Annotated in this window: 2 protein-coding genes (1 of these 2 cut by a window edge); both read right to left on the reverse strand. The window is 74.7% G+C overall.

Annotated features, from left to right (window positions below):
• A protein-coding gene (locus CG723_RS48710; protein ID WP_159032556.1) for an SDR family NAD(P)-dependent oxidoreductase crosses the window boundary here: on the reverse strand, positions 1–2,816 show its beginning. Its footprint begins 19,237 nt before the window's first position; only the first 2,816 of its 22,053 coding nucleotides appear in the window; it begins with the start codon at positions 2,814–2,816; its stop codon lies beyond the left edge, outside the window.
• Complete coding sequence (locus tag CG723_RS27575) at positions 2,813–16,156, reverse strand: non-ribosomal peptide synthetase (RefSeq protein WP_100596212.1); 13,344 nt, start codon at positions 16,154–16,156, stop codon at positions 2,813–2,815. Before CG723_RS27575 ends, CG723_RS48710 begins: the two co-directional genes overlap by 4 nt.
• Between the last annotated feature and the right edge of the window lie 84 nt (positions 16,157–16,240).

A 16,240-nucleotide genomic window follows, 5' to 3' on the forward strand; every position in this document is an offset into this window, starting at 1 on the left:
GCCTCGGGGTAGCGGCCCGCGACGCCGATGATCGCGATGTCGTCGCTGTCCGGGGAGTCGGGGGAGCCGGGGCGCCCGGACTGTGCGGCCGAGGGCCGGGGCGCGGGCAGCAGTTCGGCGATGCGCTCCTGGTCGCCGTACGTGACGACGGCCCGCGGCGCGGCCCCCGAGAGCAGCCCGAACAGCGCGTCCAGGCCCGCGTCGGTAGGCAGGGCGTGCAGCCCCGACGTGTCGGCGGAGCGGCGCAGCACGTCTTCGGAGACCCGCATCCCGCCGTCGGCCCACAGCGGCCAGCCGACCGCGACCGAGACGCCGGGCCGGTCCGCGCGGGCGGCACGCTGCTCGGCGAAGTGCTCCATGAACGCGTTGCCGTACGCGTAGTCGGCCTGGCCCGGGTTGGCCACGGACGCCGAAACGGACGAGAACAGCGCGAAGAACGCAAGGTCGTCGTCCGCGGTGGCCTCGTCGAGATTCCGGGTGCCGGCCACCTTGGCGGCCAGGACGGCCGCGGAGCGCTCCGGGTCCTTGCGGAAGAACATTCCGTCGTCGACGCTGCCCGCGCAGTGGAAGACCCCGTCGATCCGGCCGTACGTCTCGCGCGCACAGGTCACGGCGGCCAGCACGTCGTCGGTGTGGGCGACGTCGCCGCGCACGTGGGTGACCTCGGCGCCGCGCCGCCGCCAGCCTTCGATCCGCTGTGTGAGCTCGGGCCCCGGCGCGCTGCGGCCGGTCAGCACGAGCCGCACCGGGCCGCGCGTCACCAGGCGGTCCACCAGCAGTGCGGCGAGAGAGCCGCCCCCGCCGGTGACGAGATACACGCCGTCCTCGCGCAGCACGCCCGCGCCGTTCCCGGCGGGCACGGCCAGCGTCTCGTGCCGCACCGCGAGCCGGGTGCCTCCCGTGTGCCGTACCTCGCTCTCCGCGGACAGGTCCGTGCTCTCGGCGGCGATGACGGCGGCGAGGTCCCCGGCCGTCGCGGTGGCGTCGTGGCCGACCGCACGGCAGCGCAGCTGCGGCGCCTCGGCGGCGACGGTGCGGGCGAGCGCGCCCAGCGCGTCCTCGTGCGGACGGGGCGCGGCGGGATCGCGCGGGTGCAGGAACAGTACCGGGACGGGCCCCGTCGGCCGGGTACCGGTGACGGCCACGGCCAGCGCCCAGCTCTCGAGGTAGGCATCCGGCAGCGCGCTCCCGGCGCCGTCCGTGTCCCGGGTGCGGGCACAGCGGACGTACGCCGTCGCGGATATGCCGTCGGTTGCCAACGCGGTGGTCAGCGAGGCGAGTTGGTCCGGATCGGCCGGGTCGAGCCGGTAGTGGTCGGCGGCCAGGCGCTGGAACGCGGAGGCCCGTTCGGCGCGCACCACCCGGGCCGGGGCCGCGGCGTCGCGCAGGGCGGCCGCGGTCGCGGCGTCGGCACCGACGAGCACCACGGTCCGTGCGCCGTCCGCCGCGAAAGCGCCGGGGTCGGCGGGCAGTGGTGCCCACACCGGCCGGCGGCAGCCGAGGGCGGGCGTGACGGCGCGGGCCGCACTCCTGGCCGCCGCCGCGGGCGGGGCTCCGGCGCCCTCATCGGGCGAGGCGGGTGTGGCAGGCGGGTTGGCGGGGGCGCTGCGCACCTGCGCGCCGAACTCGGCGTACAGGTGCGCGGCGAGCGAGTCGATGTCGGAGAACTCGAACAGCAGTGTCGGATACAGCGGCGCGCAGACGTATTCCTCCAGGCGGCGGCTGATGTCCAGCATGTGCCCGGAGTCCAGGCCGAGGTCGTAGAAACCGGCATCGGTGCGGATCGCGTGGGGCGCCCTGCCGAGAAGGGTGCCGACCAGTTCGCGCAGATGCGCGCGCACCGCGTCGGGCCCGGCCCCGCCGCCGTCGGACGAGGCAGGCGCGACAACGGGGGAGGGGGACACCGCAGCCGGGGCGGGCGCGGCCGTGCGCGTCACGTCCGGGGCGTCGAGGAGCCGGGTGATGAGCTCGGGGTTGCGGATGCGCTTGCAGGTCAGCTTGGTGAACCCGGCGAGGAAGCGGCCGTCGGCGTCGTACAGCGCGCAGTCGTTGTGCATGATGTCCCCGGACTGGGCGTACGTCTCGGGGCGCGGCATATGGGCGTACGCGACGCCGGTCAGCGGGCGCGGGGCCCGGAACGACTCGATGAACACCGGGATGAACGGGTCCTGGTCCGGCGGCGGCACCTGCGCGAACGCGGCGATGGTGGCGCAGTCCATTTTCGCCGGGTGCAGATGGAAGTGCTCGTCGAGCTCCGCCGCCTCCCCGTCCAGGCCCAGTTCGGCGAGGAGTTCGCCGTCGCCGTAGTAGAGCCGGCCGAAGCAGCGCATCGCGGATCCGTGCCGGATCTCCTCGGCGCGGGCCCGTGCGTACATCTCGTCCAGGTCGGCCACGCGCCGCGCGGTGGTGCGCAGCCGGTCGACGTCGAGCGGCCCGGGTTCGGGCACGTCGTGCAGGACGAGCTCGCCGCGGAAGTTCTCCTGGTAGTCCGCGGCGCTCTCGCCGCCCTCGCGGCGGCGGCTCTCCGCGGTGATCCAGCGGCTGCCGTCGATGGACGTCGACACCGTGATGCGGATGTCGCGGTCACAGCCCTCGCTGGTGGCGATCGCCTCGTGGAAGAGGACGTTGCGCAGCTCGGCACGGGCCGTGTCGAAGCCCCGGTCACGCAGGATGCGGAAGACGATGTCGAGGAAGGTCACCCCCGGCATGACGGACACCCCGTGCACCCGGTGGTTCTGCATGATGAAGTCGCTGTGCTCCAGGACGAGATGGCACACCAACTCGTGTCCGGGCTGCGGTGCGGAGGGCACGTTCACCACTTCCGTCCTTCCTGCGACGCCGCTGCGGTGTCGGCGCCGGTCGGGGTTGGGGTGAGAGGGGCGTAACCGGGTTCGGAGAGGGGTTCCTCGAAGGTCAGGCCGAGGATGGAGGCACCCAGCGGCGGGCGGCCGGGGACCGCGGGCCGCGGGCCGGGCGCCGACGGAGGTGCCGCCTCCAGCCACAGCCTGCGGCGCGCGAAGTCCGGCGCGGGCAGGGCCGGGCGCGGCCGGTGCGCCGCCGCCAGAGCCGGGTCCAACTGGCTGACGACGGCATGGGCGTTGGTGCCGCCCAGGCCGAAGGCGCTCACCCCGGCGACCCGCACCCGGCCGGGCTCCGGCACCCAGTCGTGCGCCGTGCGGCTCGGGTAGAACGGCGAGGCGGCGAAGTCGAAGCGCGGGTTGGGCCGTTCGCAGAACAGCGTCGGCGCGATCCGCCCGTCCCGCACCGCGAGCACCGCCTTGATCAGGCCGGCCATGCCCGCGGCGCTCAGCAGATGCCCGACGTTGGTCTTGACGCTTCCGATGGCGCAGAAGCCGGTCCGTCCGGTCTCCTCGCGGAACACCTCGGTCAGGGCACGCAGTTCGATCGGATCACCGATCATCGTGCCGGTGCCGTGGGCCTCGATCAGGCCGACCTCGTCGGCCCGCCGCCCGGCCGCGGCGAGGGCCCGGCGGACGACCTTGGCCTGTGCCGCCGGGTTGGGGGTGGTCAGTCCCATGGTGCGGCCGTCGTTGTTGACGGCGACCGCGTCGATCACGGCATGGATCCGGTCGCCGTCCCGCAGCGCCTTCTCCAGGGGCTTGAGCAGGACGACGCCGCAGCCCTCGCCGGGCACGAACCCGTCGGCGTTCTCGTCGAAGGTGGCGCAGCGGCCGTGCCGGGACAGCGCCTTGGCCGCGCTGAAGTCGAGATACGGCTCCTCGTCCAGGAGTACGTCGACCCCGCCGGCCAGCGCCAGCTCCGACTCGCCGTCCAGGAGACTGCGGCAGGCCAGCTGGAGCGCCACCAGTGAGGACGAACAGGCGCTGTCCACCACGAGGTTGGGGCCGTGCAGGTCGAAGTGGTGGGCGATGCGCGCGGCGATGAAGTTCTGGTCGGAGCCCATGCCCACGAGGCCGCGCCGCTCGCCCACCCGGCGCCCGTAGTGGGACATCCGGGCGCCCGCGAACACCCCCACGTCGCGGCCCGCCAGCTCCCGCGCACCGTATCCGGCGTCCGTCAGACAGGTGGCGGAGCCTTCCAGGAACAGCCGCACGGCCGGGTCGAGGCAGCGGGCCTCGTCCTCGCTCATGCCGAACCACTCGGGGTCGAAGTCCTCGATCCCGTCCAGGAATCCGCCCCATTTGCTGGTGCTGCGGCCCGGCTCGAGCTCGGGCCGGTACAGCTCACCGACGTCCCAGCGCGAGGGCGGCACCTCGGTCACCGAGCAGGTGCCGCCCAGCAGATTGCGTGCGAAGGCGGCGGCGTCCTCGGCCCCGGGGAAGCGGCAGGAGAGCCCGATGACGGCGATCTTCCCGGACGGGGCCACGGGGGCCACAGGGGCCACAGCCACGGGAGCCGTAGGAGTCACGGGGGTCACAGGAGCCACGGCGGGCGCGGCGGGCGTCGCGGCGGGCACGGGCGGTGCGCTCGGCACCCCGAGGTCCGCCAGATGCCGGCCCAGGAGTTCGAGGGTGGGGTGGTCGAGAAGCGTCGCCGGGTCGAGGGACAGACCCGTCAACTCCTCGAGCCGCAGCAGGATCTCACCCAGGAGGACGGATTCCACCCCCAGGTCACCGAGGAGCGCCGTCGGGTCCAGGGCGTCCTCGGGAATCGCGAGGAGCTCGCTGAACAGCGGGGCGAGCCAGGGCGGCCCGGTGACTGAGGTGTTCGGCACGGTGTGCTCCTCTTCACGGGGCCGGGGCGGCGTGGCCCCGGTCGTCGTCGGAACGGGTGCGGACCCGGCTGTGGGTGTGGACCCGGCCATGGGTGCGGACCCGGCCGAGGTGGTGGACCCCACGGAGGCCGTTGCGTCGGTGTCCCGCGGGGAACCGAGCAGCGCCGCGGGGTCGGCGGCGATGCCGTCGATCGGGGGGCAGGGCACGATGCGGGCCTGCTCGGCGGGCAGGGCGAGGATCCGTTCGAGGACCCGCAGCCCCTCCTCGTCGCCGAGCGGTCCCACGCCCACGGGCGCGCAGCTGTCGGGCCGGTCCGCGCCCATGCCCGACTCGCTCCAGGTGGGCCAGGCGACCGAACGGAACCAGGGGCGTCCCGAGCGCACCTGGTGATCGGCGTAACAGTCGAGGAAGGCGTTGGCCGCCGCGTAGTCGAGGACGCCGGCGGCCAGGCCCGGTGCGACGGCGGACAGCGAGGAGAACAGCACGAAGAACTCCGGCCGGTCACCGGCGCACAGCTCGTCGAGGACCTCGAGGCCCGTCGTCTTGGGTTCGAGTACGGGGTCGAAGTCGGCGAGTTCCTTGCCGATGAACGAGGGCCTGCCGACAGGCCCGCGCCCCGCGCAGTGCACGACACCGCCGATCGGGCCGAGCACCTCGCGCACCTCGCGCAGGAACCGGTCGGTGCGCTCCCGCTCGCTCAGCGGGCCGGAGTGCACCAGGACGCGCGCGCCCTGGGCCTCCAACTCGGCTACCAGCGCCGCCGTTTCGGCCTCGGGTGCGCCCGGCGAAAGGAGCGGCCAGTCGGCACGCGGCGGCTGCGGACGGGCCCCGGTCAGGGCGATCCGCCGGGCGCCGCGGCGCACCAGGAGCCGGGCCACCCGGGCCCCGATGCCCCGGGTGCCGCCGGTGACGAGGTAGGCGCGGTCCGCGGCGGGGGTCAGCGGCCGGTGCCCGGCGTCGGGCAGGGCCACGAGTTCGGGGCGGTGGCGCACCCCGCCGCGTACGGACACGTCGCCCGGGCCGTACGGCCCGGTGTACTCGGCGAGGATCTGCCGTGCGGCCGCGTCGGGTCCGACGGCCGAGGCGTCCAGGTCGAGCACGGTGCCGGTGACCCGCCCGTACTCCGCGCCGAGCACCCGCACGAAGCCGGCCATGCGCGCCCCGGCGAGCGAGGGTGCGGGGCCCGCGGGCCCGTACAGGCCCTCGGTCACGTGCAGTACGCGGCCGCCGTGGCCGCGCAGGGTGCGCACGAGCCGCCGCAGCAGGACGAGCCGGGCCGTCCAGGATCCGGCGTCCCCGCGGGCGGGGCCGCCGAGGTCGGTGAGGTCGATCAGACCGCCCACGGCATCCGGCCCGTCGGCCCGCAGCCCCTGCGCGAACGCGGCAGCCTCCGCCTCATCGCCGATGCCGGGAATCCCGGGGATACCGTTCCCGGCGTCGGCGCCCGCCCGGACGAGCGTGACCCGGTCGGGGCCGAGCAGTGCGGCCAGGGCGCGCGCCACGGGCTCGCCTGGTGCGGAGAAGACGCAGAGGACACGGCCCGACGGTGCGGGAGCGGCCGCGGCGGCGAGCGGCGGCAGAGCCCGCCAGGTGCGGCCGTACAGCGTGGTGCGGGACGGTTCCGTCACGGTTGCTGCCGCTGCCGCTGCCGCTGCCGCTGCCGCCGGAGCCGCGGTCCGCGGTTCGGGCAGCCAGTGCCGGTCCTCGGCGAACGGATACGAGGGAAGCGAGACCAGACGGCGGCGCACCGGGTGCAGACCCGGCCAGTCGACCGTGCCGCCCTCCGTCCAGTGCCGGCCCAGGCGCAGCAGCTCCGCGTCCCGGTCGGCGGCCGCATCGAGCACCGCCTTCGGGCCGTCGGGCAGGGCGCCGCCGGGGGTGCGGCCGTGCACCCAGGCGCCGGTGTCGCCCGAGGCGAGCCGGTCGAGGGCGCGGCACAGCCCGGCCACGTCGTACGCCACGAGCGCGACCCGCTCGCGCAGGGGCTCCCGGCCGCTCTGCAGGGTGTGTGCCACGTCGGCGAGGGCCGGCGCGGGCCGGTCGTCGCGTCCGAGCCGGTCCCGCAGCCGTCCGGCCAGTGCCCGCAGCCGGCCGGGGTCGTGCGCGGACAGGACGATCAACTGCGGTTCGGGTACGCCGGGTACGCCGGGTACGCCGGGTTCGGTGGGTTCCGGTGCCGTGCCGGGGACGTACTCCTCCACGACGACATGCGCGTTGGCTCCTCCGGCGCCGAAGGCGCTGAGGCCCGCGCGGCGCGGCAGCGGGGCGCCGTCCGCTCCGGTGAGCGGGGCCCAGGGGCGGCCCTCGCGGACCACCTCGAACGGTGAACTCGCCCAGTCCACCGCTTCGTTGAGCTCCTCGGTGTGCAGCGACGGCACGAGGTGGCGGTGGCGGAGCTGGAGCACCACCTTGGTGAGGCCCGCGATACCGGCCGCCGCCTCCGCGTGCCCGATGTTGGCCTTCACCGAGCCGATGGCACGGCTCGCCGGGGCCACCGAGGCGCCCGCGAAGGCCCGGTTCAGGCCGTTGATCTCCACGGGGTCACCGAGCTGGGTGCCGGTGCCGTGCGCCTCCACGTAGCCGATGGTGGCCGGGTCGGCGCCCGCGCGGCGCAGCGCCGCACGGACCAGATCGCCCTGGGCCACGGGGTTGGGCACCATGTAACCGTTGGTCTTGCCGCCGTGGTTGACGGCGGTGCCCCGGATGACGGCGTGGATGCGGTCGCCGTCGGCCTCGGCGGCGGACAGCGGCTTGAGCAGCACCGCCCCGACACCCTCGGCGGGCACGAAGCCGTCGCCGCCCGCGCCGAAGCTGCGGCAGCGGTGGTCGCTGGAGGACATCTTCAGGCGGGTCTGCTGGCGGAACTTGTGCGGATGCAGCGAGAGGTTCACTCCGCCTGCCACGGCCGCGGCGCACTCGCCGCGGCGCAGGCTCTCCACCGCCAGGTGCAGCGCGGTCAGCGAGGACGAGCACATGGTGTCCACGGCGAGGCTCGGGCCGTGCAGATCCAGGAAGTACGAGACCCGGTTGGCGATGCCCGCGACGGCGGACCCGGTGTCGGCGCTCTCCCCGGCCAGCGAGCGCTCGACGCCGAAGAAGGGGTACTCGTTGTACATCGTGCCGACGAACACGCCGACGTCGGAGCCCAGTTGCTCCCGTATGCGGGCCCTGGTGCAGCCCGCGTCCTCGAGGGTCTCCCAGACCACCTGGAGGAACTGCCGTTCCTGCGGATCCATCAGCTGGGCGTCGCGCGGCGCGATCCCGAAGAACAGCGCGTCGAACCGGTCCACACCCTCGAGGAAGCCGCCCCACATCTGCTCGGTGGGCCAGCCGTCGCGGGCGCGCTCGGCAGGCAGGGGACCGACGCTGTCGACGCCTTCGGCCAGATTGCTCCAGAACGCCTCCAGGTCCCCGGCCCCCGGGTAGCGGCCCGCGATGCCGATGACGGCGATGGGCTCGGGACCGTCGGCCGCGGCACTTTCGCCCAGGGCCGCCGCGTGCGTACGGGTCACGGGGAGCGGATCCGGGGACGGGACGGGCGGCGACGGCTGCGTGTCCGGGCCGGCCGACCAGGGGCCCTCGTGGTGGGCCGCCAGATGCGCGGCGACCCCGGCCAGGTCCGGGTACTCGAACAGGACCGTGCTGGACACCCCTTGGACGTCCTGGCGCAGCCGCTCGTTGAACCGGGCGACCAGGCGGGAGCTCAGGCCGTAGTGCTCCAGCGGGACCCGCGGGTGCAGCTGCTCGGCGGGGATGCCGCTCACCTCGGCGAAGCAGGCGGCGACATGCTCCTGGGCGCGGTCCGCGCGGTCGTCCTGAACCTGCGGGGACGCCGGCGGCGCGGACTGCCCGGACTCCGGCGCGGCCGGTGCGGAACCCGCCTCACCGTCCGGCCGCCGGGCCGCGGGCGCGGCGAGCCAGTGCCGCTCCTGCGAGAGGACCGTGAAGTCCTGGACGGGGAGCGGGACGCGACGGGCGGGCGCGGACCACAGCCGGGCGAAGTCCACCACGTGCCCGCGCAGCCAGTCCCCGGCGGCCCGCGCCAGGTCCTGTGCGTCGGCGGGTACTCCGGCGAGCGCCGGATCGGCGGCGGCGGTCGCGAGGCCCGGGCGGGGGCGCCCGTCGAGGAACGCGGTCAGGCCCGCCCGTACGCCGTCCAGGCCGTCGGCGGACAGCGTCAGACGGTGACCGAGCGACGCGCGCCCGGTCTGCAGTGTCCAGGCCACGTCGTCGAGGCACAGGGCACGGCCCGCCCCGGCCAGATGGTCGCGCAGCCGCCCGGCCGCCGCCGTGAGGCCCTCGGGCGAAGCGGCCGACAGGACGACGGTGCGCGGACCACTCGCCGACGGCGCGGCCCCGGCCTCTGCGAGCCCGTCCTGAGCGGCGGGCCCGGTGCCGTGCGCGTGCGGTGCTCGCACCACCACATGGCCGTACGAACCGGTCGCGCCCACCGCGTTGACCAGGACGGTGGCCCGGCCGTCGGCGGCGCGCGGCGTGAGCGCGCGCGGAGTGTCGACCAGGTCGACCGGGAGGCCGTCCCAGTCCACGAGCGGGCTGAGCTCGCCCGACACCAGCGTGGGCGCGATGCGCCCGTGACGTATCTGCAGCAGCACCTTGATGAGTTGCGAGAGACCCGAAGCGGCCTCCAGGTGCCCGATGTTGGGCTTCAGCGTGCCGACCGGAACCGGCGACGCTCCGGCGCAGCGGGCGAGTACGGAGCCCAGTGCCTCCAGCTCGGCGGCGTCGGCGATGCCCGCGCCCGCCGCGGCGCACTCCACGTAGTCGACCTCGTCGGGGATCACCGACGCGTCGGCCAGGGCCCGGGCGAGCGAGTCGGCGAGGGCCGCGGTGTGCGGCGCGCCGTAGCGCGGCGCGCGGCCCGCGTGGCCGATCCGGGTGCCCTCGATCAGGCCGTGCACGGTGTCCTTGGCGCGGCGGGCGGCGTCGGCCGGGCGCAGCAGCAGCACCCCGACGCCCTCGCCCGGGTGCCAGCCGCTGCCTTCGGCGGCGTACGCGGCCGGCGGGGCGTCGGCAGCGAGCAGTTCGAGGCCGTCGAGCAGGCCCCAGTGGTAGGGGTGGGCCAGCAGGTTGACGGCGCCGACGACGGCCGCCCCGCACTCGCCGCGGCGCAGGCTCTCCACCGCGAGGTGCAGCGCGGCGAACGACGACGAGCAGGAGGTGTCGACGGCCAGGCTGGGGCCGCGGAAGTCGAAGAAGTGCGAGACGCGGTTGGCGATGTCGGAGGCGGTGGCCGCGACCTCCGCGCTGTCTCCCCCGTTCCACCGGTCGGCGCCCTGCTGCCGGTAGTCGTGCCACATGGAGCCGATGAACACCCCGACGCGCCCCGCGGACCTGCGCAGCGAGTCGGCTGTGTGCCCGGCGTCGTCCAGGCACTGCCAGACGCTCTCGAGCATCAGCCGTGCCTGCGGGTCGACGGCCGGCGCTTCCTGCGGTGACACATGGAAGAGCAGGCTGTCGAACCGGTCGATGTGCGGCAGGAAACCTCCGGTGGCACGGGCCCCCGAGGGCGCCGTCTCCGGCCGGGACGCGGGCGCCGGGCCGATCGCGGTACGTCCCGAGACCAGGTTGTCCCAGAAGGCGTCCAGGTCCCCGGCCCCGGGGAGCCGGCCGGCCATGCCGATCACCGCGGCCGGCTCGGCGGTGTGCGCCGGGGGCTCGGCGTCGGCGTCCTCGGCGGCGGCGCTGACCGGCGCCACGACATCGGTGATGACGGTGTTGCTGTCGCTGCTCCCGCTGTAGCCGCCGCTGTCGGTCGGCCCGGTGAAGAACGGCGCCGTGCCGCCCGCCGTGCGCTGCGGGTGTTCCGCCGCACCTCCGAGGAAGGCCTGCAGGAAGACATGGCCCTCGTCCAGGCCGAGCCACTGGCTCAACTGCTCGGTGTTCAGGGCGCCGATCGGACACAGGCCGACACCGTGGGCGGCCTGCCCCAGCATCAGCAACTGGCTCATGTACCCGGATTCCAGCGTGAGGTAGCGCAGGCTCTCCTCGGCGTACAGCGGCTCGATGCCGTGGCGCTGGCCGAACAGGTAGATGCCGAACCGGGACCGGTCGAACACCGGCCGGTTGTAGTAGAAGTGGGCCCCGCGATCCGGCAGGACACCGGAGCGCAGCAGGCGCAGCGAGTGCCGGGACGGGTCGTAGTAGTAGAGCCCGGCGTCGAGGCCCTCGACGGCGTCCGGCGTCAGGTGCAGATAGACCTGGACGGAGTAGGTGTCGCCGGCCGACGGGTACAGGGCGCCGGTGCCGTCGGCGCCGGTGGTCTCGCGCAGCAGGCCGAGCAGACGCGAGAAGGACCGGTGGGGCACGGGCTGGTCGAGGAAGTCCCGGCGGCTGGCCCGCCAGGCGTGGAGCTCGTCCTCGAACCGGGCGTCGGCCAGCGGCACTTCGGGAAGCCCGGGCTCGTCGGGGCGCCGGTTCCAGTGCTGTCGCTTGAAGCGCTCGCGCTCCTCGGTGGCGAAGAAGTCCACCGGTCCGGGACCGGAATCGGGCCTTTCGTCGGACGCCGCCGTGGTCTGAGTGACGGTCGTCGCCGTGGTCCGCGTGACGGTCGTCGCCGTGGTCTCGGCATCGACCGACGTCGCGGTCTCCGCCTCGACGGCGGCAGTGCTCTCCGCGTCGGCGCCGCCCCCCAGCTGCGCATGGACCCAGCCGGCGATCGCGCCGACGCTCGGGTTGTCGAGCAGTGCGGAGACGGGGAACCGCTGCTTGTACGAGCGCTGCAGGGAGCCCGAGACCCGGACCATGGTGAAGGACGTCGCGCCCTGGTCCCACAGGTCGGTGTCGGCGTCCACCGACTCGACCCCGAGGGCCTGGGCGAACAGATCGGCGATCTCCGCGCACAGCTCGTCGCGCGACGGCACGGAAACCGCGGGCCCGGCCCCGCCCGCGACGGCAGGCTCAGCCGCCGACTCCTTCACAGGGACGGCCACTTCGGCCTCCGAACCGACGGGATCGGCGTCGGCAGAGCGGTCCGGCGGCGTCAGGTGTGCCTTGGCCAGCGGCCAGGGCAGCGCGGCCCGGTCCAGCTTCCCGTTGGCGGTGGCCGGGAACCCGGCCAGGAAACCGATGAAGTTGGGCACCATGTACTCCGGCAGCGTCTGCCCCGCGAACCCGCGCAGTTCACGCCCGGAGGGCGCCGAACCCGGCAGGGCCACGACGTACGCGACGAGGGTGCGGTCCCCGCAGCCGTCCTCCCGGGCCAGGACCACGGCGTCCTTGACCCCGTCGTGCGCCCGCAGCCGGTGCTCGATCTCGGCCAGCTCCACCCGGAACCCGCGGACCTTCACCTGTCCGTCGGCCCGCCCCTGGAAGCTCAGGTTGCCGTCCGGGTAGTACAGGGCCCTGTCACCGGTCTTGTAGAGGCGCTCCTGCGGGTCCTCGTGGAACGGGTCGGGGATGAACCGGTCGGCGGTCAGCTCGGGCTGGTTGACGTAGCCGAGGGCCAGACACTCACCGCCGATGTACAGATCCCCCTCGACGCCGACGGGACAGGGGCGCAGCGCCTCGTCGAGCACGTGGTAGCGGCTGTTGTCGATGGGCCTGCCGTAGGGGATGCTGCGCCAGGCCGGGTCGATCGCCCCGATGCGGAACCAGTTGGACCACACCGTCGCCTCGGTGGCACCACCCAGGCTGATCATGTCGGCGCGCGGGAAGACGGCACGCACCTCGTCAGGGAGGGGCAGCGGCGTGAAGTCGCCGCTGAGGAACACCAGGCGCAGATCACCGGTACCCGCCGTGCCCACTGTGTCGAGCAGCGGACCTACCTGGGCGAGCGTGGTGGGCGCCGAGTTCCAGAAGGTGACCGGCTCCTCGATCAGCACGTCCAGGAGGAGGGCGGGATCGCGCTGCTGCTCCGCGTCCGCGATGTAGAGCGCGGCACCCGTACCGAGCAGGCCGAACACGTCGAACACGGACAGGTCGAAGCCGAGCGAGGTGACACACAGGCCCATGTCCCCGGGCCCGAACCCGAAGGTGCGCCGGCACCAGTTGATGAGGTTCAGGACGGGCCGGTGCGCGACCGCCACGCCCTTGGGGCGGCCGGTGCTGCCCGAGGTGAAGATGATGTACGCCGTGTTGTGCGGCTGCGTCACGGGCCGCGGGGAGGTGTCCGCGTCGGCGGGGTGGGGGCCCTCCACGGCGGCGTCCGCGCACACGCGGGCGTATCCGTCGGGCACCGGCCAGCCCTCGCGGTCGGCGGTGGTGACGACGACCGCGGCGTGCGCCTCCTCGAGGATGACGGCGGCCCGCTCGGCGGGCAGATGCGGCTCCATCGGCAGATAGACACCGCCGGCCTTCAGGATCCCGAGGACCACCGCGACCATCATGGGCCCGCGCGGCACACTGACGGCGACGACCGTCTCCGGGCCCACGTCCTCGGCGGCCAGCCGGGCGGCGATGCGGTTGGCCCGCCGGTTCAGCTCCTGGTACGTCATCGTGCCGCCGCGCCAGCGCAGCGCCTGAGCCTGAGGGTGCTCGGCCGCCTGCTCCTCGAAGAGCTGGTGCATCAGCCGGTCGTCGGGGAACGCGCGGGCGGTGTCGTTCCATTCGTGCAGGATCTTGTGCAGCTCGGCGCCACGCACCTCGCCGTCGTCCGCGCCCGACGTGTCGCCCCCGGCCGGCTCCTGCCAGGCCGCCGCGTCATCGGCGAGACGGGCCACGGCCCGGCGGTACTCGGCGTGCAGCTCGCTCCAGCCGCCTTGCGGGGCACGGCCGTCCACGGCGTCCCAGGCCAGCTGCAGCTGCCCGGCGTCGACGGTGGTGATGCAGTCCAGGAACACGTCCGGGGTACAGCTCAGCCACTGCCCGGCCCGGACCGACCCCGGCAGCGGCCGGTCGGTGAGGTCCAGGGCACAGGTGTAGACGACGGGGTACCCGGCACCGCCGGAGCGCGCCACGGCCCGCCGCAGCTCGGGAAGACCGCTGCCGGACACATCGGCGTCCCGCTCCAGACCCTCCTGATAGCTGCGCGCCCGAGCGGTGAAGGACAGCTCGCGCGGCGCGCACGGCAGCCAGCTCAGCGCCGTGAACTCGCCGGGCCGCTGTGGGTCGAGACCGTGGTCCCAGCGGACGACCGGCACGGCGAAGTCCGTTCCGTACGTGCGGGCGAGGACATCGGTGAACGCGGTGAGCAGCACCGCGTCCAGGCTCAGACCGTGCTCGGCGCAGCGGTCGGTGAGCGGCCGCAGCGCCAGTGGCGCGCCGGCCAGGCGGACCCGGCGGTCGGGCGCGTCCGCGTCACGCGGCCCGGGCAGCGGCACACCGGGCGGCAGCGCCCGCAGGCGGTCCTGCCAGTGGGCCCGCGAGCGGGCCTCGTCGTCCGCGACGCGCGCCGTGTCCCGAGCCGCCTCGGCGGGCCGGGGCTCCGCCGCGGGATCGGCGTACAGGCACATCAGTTCACGGCCGGTCAGATGGATGCCGCGGGCGTCGGTGAGCGTGAGGTCCATCGACAGGAGGACCGTGTCACCGCCGTCGCCGCGCACCACCCGCACCTCGAACTGCGGGTACCGGCCGAGCGGGAAGTTCGCCGCCGCCATGGCATCGCGCACCTCGTCGGGGCAGCCGCCCGCGACGACGGGCACCGTCCACCGGCGCGGCGCCCCGGCGCGCACCTCCACGACGCCGTCCTGCGTGACCGCCGAGCGCAGCACGTCGTACGTCTCGACGAGCCGCACCACGGCCGACTCCAGGCGCACCGGGTCCACGCGCTCGTCGGTGTCGTACGGGACGACGACCTGGCAGCCCCGCCACGGCCCCGGCTCCCCGGCGGCACGCGCCACGAAGTACGCCTGCTGCAGGTCGTTCAGGGGGCGGGTGACGACGGGTCCCGCGACGGCGAGCGCGCGCAGCCCGTTGCACAGCGACGCGAACGCGGCCTCCACCACACCGGGCGCGAAGCACCCGTCAGCGGTGTCCCAGCGCAGGTGCAGCGCGCCGTCCTGCTCCCACATCTGGTGGTCGAGCCACACCCCGGAGGTCTGGCTGACCGCGTAGACCGGCGCCGCTGCGAACCCACGCGCCCTCGGCCGGCCCGCCGCGTCGAGCATGCTGGTGAACACCACGGGCAGCGGCCCGGGACCGCCGCCGCGCAGCGCCCGCTGCGCACTGACCCCGCAGACCGCGGAGTGCTCCAGCGCCTGCCACAGGCCCTCGTGGGTGAGCCGGGCGGCCTCCTCGAACGTGTGCTGCTGCGGGGGGACCGCCTCGACGAACGTGGTGCCCGTGAACGGACCCACCAAGTGGTCTGCCTCCGGCGGCAGTTGAGGGCGCCTGCTGGTGGTGACGACCAGGGAGAACGGCTCGTGGGCGCCGTGCCGGGCGAGCGCCTCGGTGAACACGGTCAGGACCAGCGAGGTCGGCGACACCGCCAGCTCCTCGGCCCTCGCGCGCAACGACCGCCACTCGGCGGCCGTCAGCCGCGCGGTGCGGCTGCTGCGGCGCACACACGACAGGCCGGCGCCGCGCTCCGGCGCGTCCCCCGTGAACAGGCCCGGCGCGCCCGGCAGTTCACGCAGCCGCCGCACCCAGTGGTCGAGGTCACGCCGGTGGGCCTCGGTCCGCCGCGCCGCGTCCAGGGCCACAACGCAGTCCCGCACCGACAGCGGGGCCGTCGGTGCGGGAAGGAGGTGGGACGGGTCGGCGTAACACGCCTCCCACTGCGCGGTGAGCAGGTCGAGGCCCTGACCGTCGGTGACTATCGCGTCGATGCCGAAGTGGACGCGGCCGGTGCCGTCCGGGCCGAGGGTGACCTCGATCGCGAAGGGGGGACAGTGGCCCGCAGGGAAGAGGTGGTGGGACATCCGGGCGCGCACGGCGGTCGCGGTCTCGGTGAACTCGGCGCGCGTGGCGCTCCCGTGCACGGCGAGGTCCCAGCGCGGGGCCTGCGCGGATATCTGCTGCCGGCCGTCCTCGGTGACGGTGGCGCGCAGGATGTCGTGGTGCTCGACAAGGCGCTGCCAGGCGGCGCGCAGCCGCTCGGTGTCGAGCGCCGGCACGTCGAACTCGCGGTACAGGTGGCAGCCCACGGCGTCCGCCTGCAGCTCGGGCTCCTTGCCGATGAGATACGCCTCCTGCAGCGGCGTCAGCGGGAACGGCTCGTGCAGGGCGTCCGGGTCCGCGGCGACCTGTGCTCCGACGGCACCCGCCCCCTGGACCGGCACCGCCTGGGACGCGTGGTCGGCGACCCGCAGGGCGTACTCGCCGACCGTGGTCGCCTCGGTGAGCCAGCCCAGCGGCACATCCGCCGCGCACTCGCCCTGCACCGCGAGCCACAGCCGGGCCGCCGTCATCGAATCGAGGCCGAGGCCCCGCAGTTCACATGCGGCGGTCACGGGCTGCGCGTCGGGCCGGGCCGCGGACAGCACCCGCACCATCACGGCCGTCACCCGTGCGGCGAGGCCGGACGCATCCTGCTGCCCCGACGGGCTGGTTCCAGGCTCCATATCCGCTCCCCCAGAAAAGACACCGGCTTGCTGCACCTGACGCACCCTAGGAACAGCGCACCCGCGGGCCTGCTCAGAAGTGAG

Source organism: Streptomyces sp. CB01635 (genome assembly GCF_002803065.1).
In the GTDB taxonomy this organism is placed as follows: domain Bacteria; phylum Actinomycetota; class Actinomycetes; order Streptomycetales; family Streptomycetaceae; genus Streptomyces.